This is a genomic window from Perspicuibacillus lycopersici, from assembly GCF_025660475.1.
Classification (GTDB): Bacteria; Bacillota; Bacilli; order Bacillales; family Caldibacillaceae; genus Perspicuibacillus; species Perspicuibacillus lycopersici.
Window position 1 is genome coordinate 66,639 of sequence record NZ_JAOUSF010000005.1, and the last position, 19,362, is coordinate 86,000.

19 protein-coding genes are annotated in these 19,362 nt (G+C 34.3%); 7 read left to right on the forward strand and 12 right to left on the reverse strand.

Annotation, left to right across the window (positions count from 1 at the left end):
* Window positions 1–238: 238 nt before the first annotated feature.
* Together OEV98_RS14400 and OEV98_RS14405 are read right to left on the reverse strand one after the other, a co-directional pair.
* Window positions 239–529 carry a hypothetical protein gene (locus tag OEV98_RS14400; RefSeq protein ID WP_263074056.1) on the reverse strand — a complete coding sequence of 97 codons (291 nt, stop codon included), beginning with the start codon at window positions 527–529 and terminating at the stop codon, window positions 239–241.
* 61 nt (window positions 530–590) lie between these two features.
* On the reverse strand, window positions 591–1,859 hold the full coding sequence (locus OEV98_RS14405; protein WP_263074057.1) for an MFS transporter: 1,269 nt from the start codon (window positions 1,857–1,859) through the stop codon (window positions 591–593).
* A gap of 209 nt (window positions 1,860–2,068) precedes the next feature.
* Here OEV98_RS14405 and OEV98_RS14410 point away from each other — a divergent pair, with 209 nt between their 5' ends.
* From OEV98_RS14410 to cysC, 5 genes are all read left to right on the forward strand, one after another.
* Window positions 2,069–2,836 (forward strand): phosphosulfolactate synthase, encoded by a 768-nt coding sequence (locus tag OEV98_RS14410; RefSeq protein WP_263074058.1) that lies wholly within the window; start codon window positions 2,069–2,071, stop codon window positions 2,834–2,836.
* Window positions 2,821–3,381: a histidine phosphatase family protein gene (locus tag OEV98_RS14415; RefSeq protein WP_263074059.1), complete on the forward strand. Its 561-nt coding sequence runs from the start codon at window positions 2,821–2,823 to the stop codon at window positions 3,379–3,381. The genes OEV98_RS14410 and OEV98_RS14415 overlap by 16 nt, the downstream gene beginning before the upstream one ends.
* A complete protein-coding gene (locus tag OEV98_RS14420; protein ID WP_407676521.1) occupies window positions 3,381–4,091 on the forward strand; it encodes a phosphoadenylyl-sulfate reductase in 711 nt (236 codons plus the stop codon). Before OEV98_RS14415 ends, OEV98_RS14420 begins: the two co-directional genes overlap by 1 nt.
* 122 nt (window positions 4,092–4,213) lie before the next feature.
* Window positions 4,214–5,356, forward strand: a complete 1,143-nt coding sequence (gene sat / locus OEV98_RS14425) for a sulfate adenylyltransferase (protein WP_407676522.1) — start codon at window positions 4,214–4,216, stop codon at window positions 5,354–5,356.
* 60 nt (window positions 5,357–5,416) lie between these two features.
* Window positions 5,417–6,019 carry an adenylyl-sulfate kinase gene (gene cysC / locus OEV98_RS14430; RefSeq protein WP_263074061.1) on the forward strand — a complete coding sequence of 201 codons (603 nt, stop codon included), beginning with the start codon at window positions 5,417–5,419 and terminating at the stop codon, window positions 6,017–6,019.
* A 62-nt stretch (window positions 6,020–6,081) separates the two neighbouring features.
* On the opposite strand, the gene OEV98_RS14435 is transcribed toward cysC, so the two are convergent.
* Window positions 6,082–6,702 (reverse strand): YitT family protein, encoded by a 621-nt coding sequence (locus OEV98_RS14435; protein ID WP_263074062.1) that lies wholly within the window; start codon window positions 6,700–6,702, stop codon window positions 6,082–6,084.
* A 313-nt stretch (window positions 6,703–7,015) separates the two neighbouring features.
* Between OEV98_RS14435 and OEV98_RS14440 the strand changes: the two genes are divergently transcribed.
* Window positions 7,016–7,252 (forward strand): hypothetical protein, encoded by a 237-nt coding sequence (locus OEV98_RS14440; RefSeq protein ID WP_263074063.1) that lies wholly within the window; start codon window positions 7,016–7,018, stop codon window positions 7,250–7,252.
* 139 nt (window positions 7,253–7,391) lie between these two features.
* Here the strand turns inward: OEV98_RS14440 and OEV98_RS14445 are convergent, their stop codons facing one another.
* The 7 genes from OEV98_RS14445 to OEV98_RS14475 all read right to left on the reverse strand — a co-directional run bounded on the left by OEV98_RS14445 (window position 7,392) and on the right by OEV98_RS14475 (window position 15,810).
* Entirely contained in the window at window positions 7,392–7,865 is a 474-nt protein-coding gene (locus OEV98_RS14445; RefSeq protein ID WP_263074064.1) for an SRPBCC family protein, read from the reverse strand.
* Between the two features lie 47 nt (window positions 7,866–7,912).
* The gene (locus tag OEV98_RS14450) at window positions 7,913–8,671 is read right to left on the reverse strand and encodes a GNAT family N-acetyltransferase (RefSeq protein ID WP_263074065.1); all 759 of its coding nucleotides are present in this window, start codon (window positions 8,669–8,671) and stop codon (window positions 7,913–7,915) included.
* 18 nt (window positions 8,672–8,689) lie between these two features.
* On the reverse strand, window positions 8,690–9,661 hold the full coding sequence (locus OEV98_RS14455; protein ID WP_263074066.1) for a 5-oxoprolinase subunit C family protein: 972 nt from the start codon (window positions 9,659–9,661) through the stop codon (window positions 8,690–8,692).
* A 36-nt stretch (window positions 9,662–9,697) separates the two neighbouring features.
* Window positions 9,698–10,471: a LamB/YcsF family protein gene (locus tag OEV98_RS14460; protein ID WP_263074067.1), complete on the reverse strand. Its 774-nt coding sequence runs from the start codon at window positions 10,469–10,471 to the stop codon at window positions 9,698–9,700.
* A gap of 37 nt (window positions 10,472–10,508) precedes the next feature.
* Window positions 10,509–11,225, reverse strand: a complete 717-nt coding sequence (gene pxpB / locus OEV98_RS14465; RefSeq protein ID WP_263074068.1) for a 5-oxoprolinase subunit PxpB — start codon at window positions 11,223–11,225, stop codon at window positions 10,509–10,511.
* Window positions 11,226–11,341: 116 nt separating this feature from the next.
* Window positions 11,342–13,303, reverse strand: coding sequence for an LTA synthase family protein (locus OEV98_RS14470; protein ID WP_263074069.1), 1,962 nt, complete (start codon window positions 13,301–13,303; stop codon window positions 11,342–11,344).
* A gap of 497 nt (window positions 13,304–13,800) precedes the next feature.
* Complete coding sequence (locus tag OEV98_RS14475; protein ID WP_263074070.1) at window positions 13,801–15,810, reverse strand: diguanylate cyclase domain-containing protein; 2,010 nt, start codon at window positions 15,808–15,810, stop codon at window positions 13,801–13,803.
* Between the two features lie 416 nt (window positions 15,811–16,226).
* On the opposite strand from OEV98_RS14475, the gene abc-f reads away from it, so the two are divergent.
* Complete coding sequence (abc-f, locus tag OEV98_RS14480) at window positions 16,227–18,047, forward strand: ribosomal protection-like ABC-F family protein (protein WP_263074071.1); 1,821 nt, start codon at window positions 16,227–16,229, stop codon at window positions 18,045–18,047.
* A 141-nt stretch (window positions 18,048–18,188) separates the two neighbouring features.
* Here abc-f and OEV98_RS14485 read toward each other — a convergent pair whose 3' ends face one another.
* Window positions 18,189–18,704 (reverse strand): P-loop NTPase family protein, encoded by a 516-nt coding sequence (locus OEV98_RS14485; protein WP_263074072.1) that lies wholly within the window; start codon window positions 18,702–18,704, stop codon window positions 18,189–18,191.
* A 78-nt stretch (window positions 18,705–18,782) separates the two neighbouring features.
* Window positions 18,783–19,352, reverse strand: a complete 570-nt coding sequence (locus OEV98_RS14490) for a nucleotidyltransferase family protein (protein WP_263074073.1) — start codon at window positions 19,350–19,352, stop codon at window positions 18,783–18,785.
* Window positions 19,353–19,362: the final 10 nt, after the last annotated feature.

Genomic DNA, 19,362 nt, shown 5'->3' on the forward strand with positions numbered 1-19,362 from the left:
TTTATGCTTCAGCAAATTGTCACGTCACTTGTAACAGGAGAAAATTCATTGGAAAGTTTTGGGATTGTAAAATTAGGGGAATGATTGATAGTAGAAAAAAATCTGATAATTACATTATAGAAGGCAATTTCTTCTTTATTCATCTTTACATAAAATTTTGCTTTCTATTTTTTCCTTTTTCGTTCTGTATAAAAAATGAAGTGGAGATATTTCATTCTCCACTTGTCGAAATCAAATGTTATTTATCTTTATCCTCATCTTCTTCACCTAATGTTATTTTTTCACACCCTACATATAAGCAAGCATAAATATCCAATCCTGGCTTCGCTTTGGCTAGACCTTTTAAATATGGTTGAACTAAATCTTTAAAGCTCTCTCCAACCCCCTCTTCTTCCAAAATACCGTACACATAAATCTTCTTCTCGTCAAACATGAACGCAATATTCCCAACCGCTTTATCATCAGAATTTACCACATTTAATGCTTGAAAATGAGGGGTAATTACTTCAGGCGAGAAATATATTTCCAAATCTATCTACTCCTTTTATTTAAATTTCTGTTATAGCCTCTAGAATGGCTTTTGTTCTTTCCTATGTTAATTGTAATTTTTCGAATAAGGAATCTGTTTCAGAATCATTTCCCTTATTTGTCGATGGATGCTTTTTCTTCTTACTCACTCGAATTAATGCCATACACAGTAAAGCAACAAGTAAAGTTAATCCTGCAGTTGTTAAAAACATTCCTGTACGAGACCAGTCCATTAAAGTACTGTATATCGGCGGACCAATTGCAACACCTAGGAACCGGACGGACCCATACAATGAAGTAACAAATCCCCGTTTATCGGTAGCAACTGAGCCAGTAATGAAGCTATTGATACATGGAACGGTTAAGCCAGTACCAATACTACTAATGACTAATACTGCGAAAAAAGGGATAAGTTTTTCAAAAAAGCTTAAAGATGCAAAGGAAACTGTCATTAAAATTAATCCTAAAACAATAAGCTTTTTCATTAGCTTCATGTTTTTCCCGATTTTACTACCAGTAATATAGGAAGTAGATGTCATAAACAAAAGTGGAATCGCTAAAATTAATCCCTTCATCACACCATCAATTTGAAATTCCTTCTCCAATATTTCAGAAATGTAGAAAAGAATACCAAATAGTGTAAATAAACAAGTGGCACCCGTTAAATAAGCAACCAATAACCATCTTCCCTCTGTCTTAAAGACAGATCCTAAACCTTTGACATATTGTTTTACAGGTGGAGGATCCTTTTGCTTTTTCTTCTCTTTTATAAAAAATATCGTAAGTAATATGGACGCAAGGCAGAATATCGGAAAGGCAAAGAAAGCACCATACCAAACGATTAAAGCTAATAATGACCCGATAATTGGACTAATTACTTTCCCAAATCCATTCGATGCCTCTACTAGACCTAGTACTTTACTTTGCTCTCCTCCTTTAAATAAATCTCCTGCTAACGCCATAGCCATGGATGTAGTCCCTGCTGCACCAATTCCTTGCATTATCCGACCTGCTAATATCCAGGTGTATGCACCAGAAAACCATGCAGATGCTGCTCCTGCTAGAAATCCGCCGATACCATACAAGGTTAGCGCAGGAATGACAACCGCCTTTCTAGTAAAACGGTCAGAAAAATAACCTAATACAGGAATCGCAATAGCAGCAGAAATGGAGAAAACAGATATAACTAAACTTGATTGAAATTGAGAAATTCCAAGCTCTGTTTTCATCCTAGGTAAAATTGGAATCAACATCGAGTTTCCTAAAACAAGAATGAGGGGGATTGACCCGATGGCTAATATCGTTAAACCTTTGTGCTTTTGTTTTGCCAAGGATTACTCCTCCTGACTGTTAATAAATCAACGCAAGTTTATTGTTTGATTTGAGGCTTGAGTTTATACAATTGGAAAAAGAATTACATAGGCTATCTTCTCGTGAACGTTAGGCGGATGCCTAATTATTGGTAAAAATCGCCCATTCATTACACATATGCCTAATAGTTGAATAATTTATCTCTAGAACTATAGAAGGAGGCATTTCTATGGATTTTTTAAACCTGCCAAAGCGAACAAAGAAAAATCGAATATATGGTTTAACATCTATTGCCGATTTTGGCATACCCATTGGACAATTACAATCCATTTTAGAGGATTACAGTTCGTTTATCGATATTGCAAAAATTGGTATTGGCACTGCTTATGTTACACCAAATATAAAAGAAAAAATTGCATTATATAAGGAACATAATATCAAACCATATTTTGGTGGGACATTATTTGAAAAATGCTTTTATCAAAAGAAAATTTCGGAATATATTGCTACGTTACATGCATTAGGCATTGAGTGGATTGAAATCTCCACAGGTACGTTAAATATTCCACTCCCTGAACGACTCTCCTTGATTCGTCAATTAAAAGAAGAGTTTCACTGTATTGCGGAGGTAGGATCTAAGGATGCAAATAATACGATGTCCATTGCTGATTGGAAAAATGAATTGGAATGCTTATTAAATGCAGGCTGTGAATATGTAATCACTGAAGGAAGAGATTCAGGTACATCCGGAATTTATGAGAAAACGGGCGAGATTAAGTCGAATTTAATTCAGGAGCTTATTCAAGATTTAGATACGAAAAAGATTATTTTCGAAGCACCAACTGCAAAGCATCAAATGTATTTTATTAATGAAATCGGTCCAAATGTGAATTTAGGGAACATAAAATTACAAGACGTATTAATTCTTGAAACAGAACGACTCGGTCTACGTAGTGAAACCTTTTTTTTGGAGGACTTAGCATGCAAATTACCTTAATTCGTCATTTACCGACTGATTGGAATAAAAAAACAAAACTACAAGGTAGAAAGGATATTCCTATCTCCCCCATTATTTTGGAGGATCAAATCCAAATTACGAAAAATCTAAAGAGATTAAAAAAACTACCACAGCCTGATATGATTTTAGCTAGTACGCTGTCGCGGACAATGCAAACAGCAAATGCATATGGTTTTACTGCACAAGTCGATACCTTGTTAGATGAATTAGATTTCGGTACATTCGAAGGAAGACCGAAAAGCTTATTAATGGAAATGCTAGGTGATCAATGGTTAGAAGAGCCATTACAAGTGGAGCTCGGAGAAAAATTAACACAGCTGCAGCAGCGCGTTTATTTATTTTTAAAAAAATATCAAACGTACACACATGTTCTCGTGTTTGGTCATGGGGCATGGATACGGGCGTTGTTATCGCTTATCCAAACAGGAAATTTAAACCAGATGAACAAGATTACACTGGATAATAATCAAATGATTACCTTATCCATTGATAAAAGTATAAAGGAAAGGAAGATAACGTTTTGATTACCCCATTAACATATGAAACTTGGGAAGATGAAGCTGTTAGCTCCATATTGAATGGCTTTCGGGACTATTTTGATGTGATCAAATGGGCATACGAACAATATCAGGACGATGAAATTGTTTATGCCTGCAGCTTTGGTGCGGAAGGAATTGTGTTAATCGACTTAATTAGCAAAGTAAAAAAAGATGCAAAAATCAAATTTCTAGATACAGGTCTCCATTTTAAAGAAACGTATGAACTAATAGAAAAAATAAAAAAACGATACCCTCGTATGCAGATTGAAATGGTTCAACCAAATATATCTCTTAGTGAACAAGCTAAATGGTATGGTGAGGAATTATGGAAAGTCAATCCAAACCTTTGCTGCTATATTCGAAAGGTAGTTCCGCTAAAGGAAGCGTTAAATGGAGCAAAAGCATGGTTTTCAGGATTACGAAGGGAACAATCCCTATCTAGAAGCAAAACGGAATATATAAATAAGGATGAGAAATTTAAACAAATAAAAATTTGCCCATTAATTCATTGGAAATGGGACGATATTTTAACCTATATTGAGTTAAACCATTTACCATATAATCCACTACACGATAAAGGCTACTTAAGCATCGGCTGTGCACCATGTACACTCCCAGTGTCAGAAGGTGATGATACACGTGCAGGTCGCTGGGCTGGACAGAACAAAACCGAATGCGGGCTACATCAAGGATAGCATTCCTTTCTATTTATCTTGCTCAGTCTGCGGGAAAATTACGAAACCTTAGGGAAACAACTGAAAAAACCACAATGGATAAATACAAATGAGAAAGTTGGGGAGGAAAATTGATTGCAAATATGCCACATGGCGGGAAACTAATGGAGCGGATAAATTTCACTGTTGAAATAGATCCATTACAAAAAACAATAGAACTAAGTGAACAAGAATTAAGTGACTTAGAACTTCTGGCAAATGGAGCATATAGTCCCCTAGAAGGATTTATGGCAAAAGCAGATTATGAATCTGTCGTTCATTCCATGAGATTAGCTTCTGGAATACCATGGTCACTTCCAATTACATTAGCAGTCACCGAAAACGTAGCCGAAACGCTTATCATTGGAGAAACAGTTAATTTAGCTTTCAACGGAATCGTATATGGGATTATGGAGCTAATAGAAATGTATTATCCGAATAAAAATATAGAAGCGGAAAACGTGTATTTAACGACAGATCACAAACATCCAGGCGTGAAAAAACTGTTCGACCGACCAAATGTCTATATTGCCGGACCCATTACAATGGTAAGACGACCGCAGAAGCGCAATTTTCAAGCATATCACCTAGACCCAAAGGAAACTCGCAAAAAGTTTGTCGAATTAGGTTGGAAAACGATTGTTGGTTTTCAAACACGTAATCCAGTTCATCGTGCCCATGAGTATATTCAAAAATCTGCACTTGAAATTGTCGATGGTCTCCTACTACATCCGTTAGTCGGAGAAACAAAGTCGGATGATATCCCTAGTGATATACGAATGCAAAGTTATTTTGTACTACTTGATCAATATTATCCTAACGATCGGGTGTTTTTATCTGTATTCCCTGCCGCTATGCGTTATGCTGGGCCAAGAGAGGCAATCTTCCATGCAATTGTACGGAAAAATTATGGATGTACTCACTTTATTGTCGGTAGAGATCACGCTGGTGTTGGAAATTACTATGGAACTTATGATGCACAAAAAATCTTCTCACATTTTGATAAGGATGAGATAGGAATACAACCACTATTTTTTGAGCATAGCTTTTATTGCAAAAAATGCGAAAACATGGCATCTGCAAAAACATGCCCACATGATCGACACGATCATGTCATTTTATCTGGAACGAAAGTTCGTGAAATGCTGAAAAATGGAGAAAAGCCTCCAAAAGAATTTAGCCGTCCAGAAGTTGTTGATGTATTAATTAATGGTATGAACAAAAGCAATCCATCGATACAAGACTAGGGAACATCACCATTTAGCTCCCTTCCTAATTTTTACAAATATAAATAAAAGGGGGATATTATGAGTATTCATTCAAATATTGTATGGCATGAATTAATGGTCTCCAAAAAAGATCGCCATATTCAAAACGGACACAAAAGTTGTGTCCTCTGGTTCACTGGATTATCAGGCTCTGGTAAATCAACATTAGCAAATGCAGTGGATTATGAATTATTTAAAAATCACTATTATAGCTATGTACTGGATGGTGACAATATTCGCCACGGATTAAATAAGGATTTAGGTTTTCAGGAGTATGATCGAAAAGAAAATATTAGGCGAATTGGAGAAGTAGCAAAATTATTTGTCGATAGTGGAATCATTGTATCAACAGCTTTTATTTCTCCATTTCAGGAAGATCGGAATCGTATACGAGAGATGTTTGCACAAGATGAATTTATTGAAATATATCTCCAATGTCCGATACAAGTATGTGAAAAACGAGATCCAAAAGGTTTATATAGTAAAGCTAGAAAAGGAGAAATTCCCCACTTTACAGGTATTAGCTCTCCATATGAAAAACCACAAAATCCAGAAATCATCATAGACACCAATCAATTATCCATCCATCAATCTGTTCAAAAAGTTCTCGCATATTTAAAGGAAAAACAACTATTGCCGTAATAAATTTTATTCAAATCTTAAGCTTGAGGGGTATATCCCTCAGGCTGCTTTCCCTTTTACTGCTATTTTTTTCTCCAGGAAGGTGTTAAGAAAATTTTCACTTGCTGTAGTTTCAGCTCATAAATGTAATCAATGATATTGGAAGAAATAAACTGGCAAATAATTGCGTAGAATACAATTTTATAATCAATAACAATCGATGTTAATAAAAATATAAATAGATTAATTGCGAACATTACCTTTCCAGGATTCCATTGGCGATGATTCGCAATCATCAAAGCAGGTATGACCATTCCCCCACTGGAAGATCCAACTCGAATCAGTAAACCAACGCCTATTCCGAATAAAATTCCGCCAAAAAGTATATCGAGACTAATATGTATATGTGGATGGATGAGACTTTGGCTAAAAAAACTAACGACAGTCGATGTAGTTGCAACAGATAAAATTGTTTTGACCGTCCATGTAAAACCAAAATAATTTAGAGCGAAAATTAAAAAAACAGCATTTGAAAACCAGAGCCCTAAACCAAGTGGTAAATGAAAAAAATAATTTAATAAAATTGCTAAACCTGCTGCCCCTCCAGAAGGGATGGAATGTGGGAATAAAAATAATGACATTGCCACTCCTTGCACTGTGGCACCAATAAATAAACTTACATACGTCAGCATAGTCCGATTCATTAATGGTAATTATCCTTTAGCACTAACAAATTTGCTTCCAATTCGTTCCCCTCCTAAGACAACCCTTCTTGTCCATCATATGAGCAAAAATCGTAGAATATGATGACTAGCAAAAATTGATGAAAAGGTAAATTATCTTTGCATGATTTAAATCATTAGAAACTTTCTTTTCATAATTGAAACTTTTCGAAATATATTTCGTACTATTAGTTTATATAAGGATTTTTAAACGCTTCTCTGATAAAACGAAATAACCTATTTTAAGATTCCCTGATAAATTTGTATCAGTCACAATATAAAAGGAGGTAAATGTATGGAGGATATTATTGCAATTGTTATGGCTTTATCAATACCAATTATTATCCCTACTGTTGCAATTATTACGAGTCATAAAAGACAGCAGGCAGTAATAAAACAAAAGCTATTAAAGGAAGAATTAGCATTAGAAAAATTAAAGCAAGAAAACTTTTTACTCGAAACGGAAAAATTAAGGCTAGAATTAGAGAAAATGAAACAACTGGATTATTCACCAAAGCAAAAGCTATTATAATTTTTGTGAATATTTATCTAACATAAAAAACAGCAAACATTCGTAACTGCAATGTCTGCTGTTTTGTTTATTGTATGCGGTTATTCCTTATCTGTGAATATTTTTTCATAAATGTACTTTTCCATTTGAGGATGAATCATTATCCGCAATTTTTTAACGCATTTGTATATTCGATATACCATTTCTCCCATGCAGAATTACGATCAAACATTTTTTCTGAAATTAATGCCTCGATTACATCTAGGCATACATGCCAGCCAGCTAAATCCTTAGCGGTATGTTCGGTAATGGTTTTAATTTTTTCGATAAAAATTAATTTACAGCCATACGCTTCTTCCGTCAATTCAAAGCGAACTAAATCATCCGCCCAAGTAAACTCTAATACTTCCTGTTTTTGGTAATCGGTGATTACCATTTCTTCAAATGCCCCATTCCCCATATCAAATGTAATCAATCCACCATCACGTAATTGATCGATATGAAGCTCAGAAAACCATTGGCTTAATTTTTCATTTACTGTTAGCCAAGACCAAACCTCTTCAATGGGAGCTTGGAACTGTCTTTCAAATGTAGCGGTATATCCTTTACTAGTCTTTAGGATAACTCCATTCATCGCAAATTCCTCCTTTTATTATCAGTTTTTCGCATTTTCTCTAATTGTTAATCAAAAAATAATTTAAAAGCTTCATATTTATATCCGATATATTGATAATTTTGTTTTTTATACATTTCACGTGGGGTATCCTCCCCATCGGCTACTAAACAGATGGTGTGCTGTGGAAAGCGTTCCATTATAAATTTCTGCATATGACTGCCAATGCCTTTTTTTTGGAAGCTATCTAACACAGTAAAGCTATCTATTTCGGCAATATCCTTGGATAAAAATACATCTACTGTACCAACTGGTTTTTCTTTATAATAAGCAATAATTTGTAATACGTTGTTATTTGCAAAATTTTGTTTATGTAGCATACTTTTTTGTGTTGCGAATTCTAGACCAAATTGACTATCGATTTCAAATTGTAGCTGTAAATATTCTGTCAATGATTGGTTAGAGACGGCTTGGATAGAAATATCCGAGTTTACTGCAAGCGAAGGAAATTGATCCGGTTGGATGGAATAAAGCTCATAAAAACCAATTTCATATTGATCCGCTTGAAAATAATGTAATAGTTCATCCGTAGGCTTTTCGTTTTCCGGTAAATAAAATTTCACATGGTTTTGCCCATATTTTTGATGGTAGGAACGTAAAAATAATGCTGTTTCTTCAAATTCCTGCACAGTAGGCATTTGCTTGAAATCAATATAGTTACTATCATACATAATCAGCATTTCAGGAAAATGAATATGCTTATACAATGTATTTTCATCGATTACTTTTCCGTATGAGTGTATATTGCTAAAGGTTATCTTGTCCATAATTACTCCTTATTTTTTCTAGCTATAGCTATTTCTCAATATATTACTTGCCTTAATAAATTTTTCTTTTTCTCTATAAAGCTTTTGTGCCTCTTCAACGGTAACTGCTTCAAAGCTAAGCTGCTCACCAGGACGTCTTTGCACAACATAAGGTAAATCTACCGTTATAACGGTTGCGATTCTTGGAAATCCCCCAGTTGTTTGCCGGTCTGCAAGCAATATGATTGGATCTCCATTACCAGGTACTTGGATCGTTCCAGGCATAATTGCATCAGAAAGGATATCCGCACGGCCATCCATATGTCCCAATGTTGGTCCCTTTAAACGATAGCCCATCCGATCAGAGGTAGTAGTTAATTCAAATTCCTCCGATAAAAAAGTCTGAATCGCTTCTTTTGTAAAATGAAGAAGATCTGGACCAACGATGACGCGTATTTTTCGTTCGGTTTGATAATTCGGTAAAAACATTGGTGGCACTCGTTTGCTAATAAATTTTTTATTTGAATAATCTATTGATCTACCTAATATAACATCATTCTTTTTAAGCGCTCGACCGTGAAATCCTCCTAAATTAGCCCTCATATAGGTTGACCTACTTCCCATTACGACAGGTACGTCTATTCCGCCTGCAACCGCAAGATAAGTATACATTCCATACTTTGGCTGACCAAACGATAATAATTGGCCAGCCTTTGCTCGAAGGGACTTCCACATAGGAAAATGCTGTGCATCTATTTGTGCTGAAAAATCCGCTCCTGTTAATGCTATGACACAATCTTGAAGAATCTGTATTTCCAATCCGCCTTGGGTAATTTCGAGTACTGATGCATTCCGATCATTTCCTACAAGAATATTTGCAATTTGAAGAGCATAGCTATCCATCGCACCAGAGACGCCGACACCATAGCGCTGATAACCAAATCTCCCTAAATCTTGAACAGTAGTTGATAAACCAGGTTTGATTATTCGAAAAAGCTCACAATGTATCATGTTTTTCCCTACTTTTTTTCTATATTCTTATGAAAATTACCTTTTATTGGAGGCTATTGCTTCTATATGAATATCCTCCTGCTCGAGATAGGTATGTAGTATTTTAACAAAGGCTAACGTTGTTGGTGCATCCCCATGAATGCAAACACTATCTGCCTTTATGGAAATGTCTTCTCCCCCTAACGATAGAACCTTTCCCTCTCGGATCATTCGAATGACCCGGATTGCAACCTCTTGATCATTTTGAATCAATGCTCTTGGATTGCTTCTCGGTGTTAATGAACCATCCTTTTGATAGGAGCGGTCTGCAAACACTTCCTCTGCCACCTGTAATCCATGTTGCCTTCCTAGTCGAGTAAGTATGCTTCCTGACAATCCATATAAAATAAGTTTGGCATCCATATCGCAAACCGCTCGAACAATTGCCTCTGCAATATTTTCATCCTTTGCGGCCATATTATAGAGGGCACCATGAGGTTTTACATGATGCAGCTTGCCTCCCAGTACCTGAGCAAATGACTGTAGTGCCCCCATTTGATAGAGCATCAGATTATACACCTCGTTTGGTGTAATTTGCAGTTCTCTTCTGCCAAAACCAATAATATCCTGGAACCCGGGGTGTGCACCGATTGCAATATTATTTTCAACTGCCATTTTGACAGTTTCATACATAATATTATGATCACCAGCATGATAACCACAGGCAATATTTGCAGAAGTAATATATTTCATTACTTTGGCATCTTGTCCTTTTATATAGGTACCAAAACTTTCCCCTAGATCACAATTAATATCAATCGATAAGGTCATATATATTCTCCTTTATTCACGATGATAGTTTCTTATATTAATAGTCTCTAATAATATAAGAATAGGTACCCTTTTCTACTTCTTTTTCCAGTTTTCTATAATCGGAGGAATCTACTTGCACGAATTTTATAAAATTACCTGCTTCTAATAAAAACGGATGTTCATTTGTTGGATCAAATAGCTTTAATGGTGTGCGTCCAATAATCTGCCAGCCGCCAGGGGATGCTAATGGATAAATTCCTGTTTGTTCTCCGGCAATCCCAACAGATCCTGCAGGAGTGTTCATTCTTGGTTTAGAAAGTCTCGGGGTAGCTATTCTTTTTGACATTCCACCTAAGTAAGGAAATCCTGGAGTAAAACCAATCATGTAAATTAAATAATATGGCTGCGTATGAATTGCAATTACCTCATCTTTTGAAAGTCCATTAAATTTAGCCACATAGGAAAGATCTGGTGCGTATTCCTCTTCGTAACAAGTTGGAATAATATGTAATTGTGCAGAAGGAAGTTTCATTTGCACTAATTTCTTTAATAAAATAGTCATACGTTTTTTTAACTCATGATAGGAAAGGATCGAAGAATCATAAATAATGGTTATAGAGGTAAATGTTGGAATCCATTCCACTATACCTTGTGTATTCTCTTCCCTTAATAGCATTGAAAAACTGCGAATATATTGATTCGTTTTCGATGAAATTGTTTTTCCAAAGCGAATACTTAAACCACTGTCGCCAAAAGGGTAAATTTGAAACATACTAAAACTCCTTATTATTGAGAGAATTCTAATATCATTTTACACTATTTAGTCTTAATTAACACGTTAAACTACGAAAAAAGACTACCTGCATTATGCAAGTAGTCTTTTGACAATTATTCGTTAGCTGAGTCGTCTTCTGCATCTTTTGAGTAATTATAAGCTGATGCATCTACTGGAGTAAATCCATCAGGTGTATAAAATCTCAATAAATCACCATTAACAACTTTGTCAGATAGCAATAATTCGTATTCTGCTTTTTCTCTTAATTCTTTTGCTTCTTGTATTTTGGCTTCATCTTCTAGTACCAGCCCAGTTGTATTATCAAAGTACTTCCCATCTAAATAATCATATTTCGGACTCATAAATTCACCATTACGGAAAATGACAAGCTCATCATGATTTGGTGATAATAAATCAGAACCAAATTGTAAATATTTTGATGTGTCAACACCTAGTAAATGAAGCACAGTAGGAAGTACATCCACTTGGCCACCATAAGTGTGAACAGTTCCGCCTTCTAAACCAGGGGAGTGAATAATAAATGGTACTCGTTGTAAATTTGCACTTTCATATGAGCCAATTTCTTCATTCATTACTTTTTCCATTGCATTATTATGTGCTTCAGAAATACCGTAATGGTCACCGTACATTACAAATACTGTATTTTCATAAAGTCCAGCTTCTTTTAAATCATTGAAAAATTGTTCAAGCGCCTCATCTGCGTATCTAGCTGTTTGGAAGTAGTTATCAACAGATGCATCACCAGTTGAATGTTTTTCAATGGTAGTTAATGATTGATCAATTTTATATGGATAATGGTTTGCTACCGTAATAAATTTCGTATAGAACGGTTGCGGTAGTGTTTCTAACAATTCAACCGATTGATCGAAAAATGGTTTATCCATTAATCCATATTCTGCTAAATCATTGTCGTTTATATTGTAATAATTCGCATCGAAAAAGTTTTCATATCCAAAAGATTTATAAATAGTATTTCTATTCCAGAAACTACCTGCATTACCATGGAAAACAGCTGAAGTGTACCCTTGCTCCTGTGCTAAAATTGCTGGTGCTGATTGATATACATTTCTACTCTTCGTTATAAATGCTGCGCCTTGTGGCAATCCATACAATGAGTTTTCAAGTAAAAACTCAGCATCCGCTGTTTTACCTTGTGCTGTTTGATGGAAGAAATTATCAAAATATAATGTATTGGAATCTTTAACCAATGAATTTAAAAATGGTGTTACTTCTTCCCCATTTAGCTTATAATCGATTAAAAAGTTTTGCATAGACTCCAAATGTAAATAAACAACATTTTTACCTTTAAGCTTACCGAAATATTCTACATTTGGTGCTGCATAGTTAGATTTAGTATAGTTAATTACTTCGGTTATATCATTACTGTCAGCGAAAACTCGTTGTGCAGATGCTTTTGTGCTTTCAACTGCGTCGTAAATCGTGTAATTATACATACCTAAATATTTCACGATGTAATTTCGGTCAAATCCACGAGTTAATAATTGTGGCCGATCACCCTCTGCCAGACCTAAATTTAAAAAGGAAATACTTAATCCGATTAAATAAACGGCTGCAAGTTTTCGACGTGTAAAAGTACTTCTATCTACTTTCACTACTTTAAACATTAAAAGTGCAATTAATATTAATAAGTCAATAAAGAATAAGAAATCTGTTGGGTGTAATAAGCTAGGAACACTAGTACTTACATCGCCAAAGTTTTGTGTTTGTAAAATTGTTGGTAACGTAATAAAGTCATTAAAAAATCTGTAATAAACCGCATTGGCAAATAACAGTAAAGATAGTATAAAATCAATGATAATTAATGATATATATCTTTTTCTACCTTTAAATAAAAATGTAATCCCTAAAAATATTAAGGCTGACCCTAATGGATTGATGAATAAAAGAAAATTTTGTAAAAATCCTTCTACACCTAAGTCAAATTGCGTTAATTGTATGATGTATGTTTTTATCCAAAGGAAGAGTACAGCTAAAAAGAAAAAGGAAAAATATTTATTAGAGAAGCTTTGTCCTTTTCGAATATTATTAGTCATAATCGCACCTACCTTCTAATCATTTATTATTACATAATTTTTTTCATTTGTATATACGCCTTTGGTACTAACGAAAACTATCATTCATTTATTCTATTTTATGTTGTTACGTATGATTCGGTAAAAAATAGAATATCTAATCATTTATTACTTCGCAATGAAGTATTTTAACTTTTACTAGTATAATCCCTTTTATTAAAATGTCAAATATATTTTTTAGACTGCTGGTAGTATTACTATTTATTTTTTTGGATCCAGCTTTTTGTATGGTTTATTCCTATTTATAAGTAGCTCCAGACTGAATACACGCCGCTTTCTTGCGTGGGTATCCCCGGTTATTCAGTCCGCTTAGCAGATCATTCATTTATTCTTTAGCAAACAGTCTTTATCTAATTTATAACGGAACCTTTCCCTTTATCTTCTTCGACATTTTTTTTATACCTCTGTTTTACTTGTTGTAAACCTTTTTCTTCTTCCTTATTGTTCCTGTTAACTTTTTATGTACTGACAACTACCTGATTGCGACCATTTTCTTTTGCTTTGTACAGAGCTTGATCGGCACGGTGAATTAAATCTTCTGGAGCCAACCTGTCATTAGGTAATAAAGTAGCACAACCAACGCTGATGGTAACGTAAGGTGTATCTCCTTGTGCAGTTACATTCGGTATATTTAACTGTCTTACGTTTGTTAAAAGCATTTCGCCAATAGCGACAACTTCTGTTTCCTCTGTATTTGGGAGCAGCACGATAAATTCTTCTCCTCCATACCTTGCGATAAATGCACCTGCCTTATGTACAGTATCCTTTAATACATTGGCAATCTGTATTAAACAATCATCCCCGTGTAAATGGCCATAAAAATCATTGAATTGCTTAAAGTAATCAATATCGATCATCAAAGCAGACAATGACAGCTTTTGTCGTTTGGCAATCTTCCATTCACTAATTAACCGTTCACTAAAATATCTCCTATTTGGAATTCCTGTTAATTCATCTGTATAAGACAAATATTGTAATACCTTTATCGTATCATTCAATTCCTTTTCTTTCTCAATTCGATCTGTAACATCTCGTGAAATCGATAATACTCCTTCTAAATTTCTTTTTGGATTACGAACAGTTCTCGTGTTTGTTTCCAACCAGATGTATGTACCATCCCTTTTTCGAAACCGATGAATTATGTTTGCAAAATCGATATTCGTTCTCGCCTCTTTTAATAAATGCGTAATTGTTCCCATTTCTTCTGGATGTAAAAAATTCAGAATATTATTTCCGATAAATTCTTCGTACGTATAATCAAAAAACATCTCACACGATGGAGACATGTATTCAAACATACCATCTGGTTTCATATAGGAAATAATATCGGTAGAGTTTTCGGTTAGAAACCGATATAGTTCTTCATTTCTTTTCAGATCTGCTTCCAGCATATTCCGCTCGGTTACATCTCTTAAAAAAACTTCAACAGATTGCTTCTTATTATAAAGTATTAATGCAGATGATATTTCCATATCTAATATTTTATTTTCACTCGCATAAATTTTAATTTCTGTTTGTTTCACTCTTTCATATTTATATAATTGGTCGATACGATTTTTTAGTATTTGGTGGTATTCAGGCAGTACTAAATCAAAAATGGAGCGTCCAATTAAATAACCTGAATGATAGCCAAGCATCTTCTCGGCAATGTCATTTGCAAAAACAATAATCCCGTCTTGGTAGACGATAATTGGTTCAGGTGAAAATTCAACTAAATATCGATAGGATTTTTCGCTTTCTTGTAATTTTTTTGTGTATCGTTCATCGATCAAGGAAGTGAGTAAAACAACCAATAGGACTATAAGTAAGAAACCTCCGATTATTACCCCTAACATTATGTTGGAAATTTGTAGTCTTTGAATACTTAGCCCATGGTTATGTAAATGATCAATATTGGTAATTGCTTTCATTCCGATATAATGTAGTAACACAGTTCCAATTCCTAAAAATAACGAACCGGAAAGCTTCCACCGGATAACATCATATCCGTCACTTACATATTTTCTAAAAGCAGCAAATGCCACAATCGAAAAAAATGTACCAATAATAATGGAAAATAAGACAAGGACCATATTATATTGAATCGCTATATTATTATGCATCGCCTCCATCCCTAAATAATGCATAATGGAAATACCGATCCCCATGAATAATCCACTAAAAATAATATGATTAGAGTCCTTATTCCAAATAAAGAAGGAAAAATAAGAAAAGATAACTGCAACAGCAAATGATAAAAAAACAAGAGTGAAGTCGTAATGAACGAAAATACTTATTTGATAAGAAAGCATGGCAATGAAATGCATTGCCCAAATTCCTCCTCCCATAATAACGGAAGAGACTAGTAGCCAATTTTTTGTTCCTTTTCTAATGATCAGACTACTAGCAACATAAGATTTAAAAAATCCTACAAGATATGCAAAAATAACTAATGGCATATGAATATATTCGTACAGATTATTTAACATGCGTTCACCTGATTTTTTAGTATTAAAGTCAAACTCTCCTACTATTTCATCCGTTATTATTATCTAAACGGTGAATGACTATTTATTACTTTTTTCCTTTATCTATTTGAAATAGCTGTAAAGATAAATGACAACGTTTTAAATTTATTATATAATGTTAATAACAATTTTAAGGAGGCATCGAAAATAACATAATGATTAATTCCGTTTTGTTTTTGCGCTAATGTTTTATATTGCAAAAATACTTTGCTATACAGCAAAGAACGGGATACTTGTGTCTATTTTTGATGTAACGGAATAACTATTTATTTAGGAAGCAAAGAATGCCTCTTGAATATATTATTTACCATATCATCTTCCATTTGGCACAGGTATACCCTGTGCTTTTTTGTATGGCATAAATTGGAGTGGATAGTATGTTTTTAGTTAAAGTTGAAAATCTTTCTATTGAAATAAACGGTGTGCAAATTTTAAAAAATATTAGCTTTGAAGTAAAAAAAGGCGAACGAATTGCCATTATTGGTGAAAATGGTGTTGGCAAAACAACACTTTTGAATGCTGTATTTGGACAGTTAACGAAAAAAGCTGGGCATGTATATTTTGCTATAGAAAAAGAGGAGATCGGGCTCATGGTTCAAGAAAGTCCAGGAACGATCAATCGTTCGGTAAAAGACTTTGTATCGTATGACCATCCAAATTATTATTTGAAAAAAGAATTAGAAAAATGGTCCGCCCTTCTACAAGAACAAGCATTAAATGATGAAGTGATTCAGTCATATAATAATATTCTCGAAAAATATTTAGCTGCAAATGGCTATGAATGGGAAGCAGAAATTGAATTGGCATTAAAGCAAATGGGAATCCAAAGTAATTTATGGGATGTATCGATTGCTTCTTTAAGCGGCGGACAAAAAACAAAAGTGAAATTAGCCAAAATAATGATGATATCACCTAAACTGCTTGTATTAGATGAACCAACAAACCATTTAGACGAGGAATCAATCCATTGGCTCGCAGAATGGTTAATACAATTTAAAGGTAGTGTATTGTTTATTTCTCATGACCGTGCGTTCATTGATAAAATCGCCACCTCCACATACGAATTATCGAAAAATAAAATGAAAAAATATGAAGGCGGTTATGCTTCCTATAAAAAGCTAAAGGAACTGGAAATAAAAACGATCCAAGCACAATATGCTAGGCAGGAAATGGAGCGAAAAAAACTTACAGAAACGATCGTCCAATACAAAAACTGGTTCAATAAAGCAAATAATGCTGCAAGTGTTCGTGATCCATATTCTCAGAAAAAAGCAGCAAAGCAAGCTACTAAATATAAAGCAAAAGAAAAAGCAATGGAGCGATTAGAAAACAATAAAATTTCGAAACCAGAAGAAAAGAAAATGATCTCTGCAAATTTAAATGTCCATGATTTTTCCGGGAGAAAAATGCTCGAAGTAGCCAATGTCTCCTTTTCCTATGGTAACGAGGAAATTTTAAAGGATATCCATTTTACTATTCATAATGGAGATAGAATTGCCATTATTGGAAAAAATGGGAGCGGAAAAACAACGTTGCTAAAACTTCTATCCAATAATTTAGAAGTGACAAGTGGTCATATTTCCACCAATCCGCAAGTTATTATCGGATTTTTTTATCAGGAATTAGAAAATTTGCAGGTAGAAAACACCATTTTAGAAGAAATATTAACGATACCGAATATGAAAGAATCCGATGCACGGACGATTTTAGCTTGCTTCCTATTTCGCCGGGAGGATGTATTTAAAAAGATTCACGATTTAAGTATGGGAGAGAAATGTCGAGTCGCATTTGTCAAATTATATTTTTCTGACGCCAATCTACTGATTCTAGATGAACCAACGAATTATTTTGATATTACGGCGAAAGAAACGATTGAAAATGCATTAGAAAACTACCCAGGTTCACTAGTTATTGTCTCGCATGACCCATACTTACATCGTAAGGTAGCAAATAAAGTCATTCACATCCAAGATGGGAAAGCAAATATTTTCCTAGGAAGTTATCAGGAATGGGAAAAGCATCAATCCGTATCACCAGACATTCAGCAATTAACAAATGAATTGGAAAGACTAGAGCTTCAATTATTGCAGCTACTAACAGAGGAAAATATAGCTGAAAACCGAGAGGAAAAAAGGCTAGACGAAATAAAACAGCTAAAAAGGAAAATAGATGCAATTAAGCTTAAAATAAATGTATGATCAAAAGGGAGCATACCGGATGCTCCCTTTACACTCTTTTTGTAACTGCTTGGATTATTTTTTACTGTTATACGATACACACCGTTGGCAATAATCTTCCCATTCTTAACAACTGAGGAAATCAATTTTTACATCTCCTATTTAGTAGAGAGCGTATTCTAATTTTTTCATTCGGATTCCTTTATAAATGACTGAATGTGTATTATAGGAATCTAGTATTTTTAAAACGTTTCGTTTTCCAACTTCTTCAAAATATCGATTCCATTTAAACATTTTAAAAAATATTTGCCATGTCGGCTCATAATGCGATTTTTCAATCCTAAGTTTTTGTTTAATAAATCGCTTGATTATCCGATAGGTACGGATATAATAAGGGGTGTCTAAAAATATGATTAAATCAGCTTTTTCAAAGGTATCATTTGTCCATTCTTCATTATGAACCCCTTCGATTATCCAAGCATTTGAATTTGTGATACCTGCTAAAAACTGATTCCTTTCCTCTTCCGTTCTGCGTATATCACCAGTACTTTCCCTTCTCCAAACGACATTGTCCAATTCGTAATAAGGTATTTTCCATTTTGCAGATAATTTTTTTGCTAAAGTCGTTTTCCCGCTTCCTACAGATCCGATAATTCGAATTTTTGTTGGATTGTTCATACTCAATTTTTCTCCGATCATAAAGTATTAATTGCAAATCAAAAAAACGAATTGCTAGCATTTGTTTTAAGACACTGCTTATATTCCATTTATTGTTAGTTTATACCAAATATCTTTCCAATTCTTCTTCCGTAGCCGTTCTTGATATACGTGGAATAATGGTGTATTTTCTTGATAGAAAGGTGTTGGGTTAACCTGCATATGAATTACATCATCAATTCCATGAGGGGCAGTAAGTATTATCTCCTCTCGATTATTCAATTTTACACCTAAAGCTGTAACCGTTTCTGTAAATTTCGCTATTGCATCCACTGTCGATGAATATGGTGGTAGACCGCTTAATACATGCATTCGTGCCTCGTTTTTAACAGACCAAGGAATGTCTGGTAAAATATCGCGTAGTTTTTTTTCGAGCTGTTTTTCAACTGATTCGCAAATGTTCGTTTGATCGAAATAAACGACATCTATGTCTGGTAGTGGTGTCCTTTCTGTAAAGTCGTGGAGTGTATCCCAAATTTTAGAGCGAACAAAGCCAGCACAAATCCACCAATCAGGTAATTGTAATGTTTTTGCTGCCTTTAATATCTCTATCATCCAAGGATCTAATTCAATTAGACGGATAATATCTTTTTCATTGTTAATGTCCATTTTTCTCTCC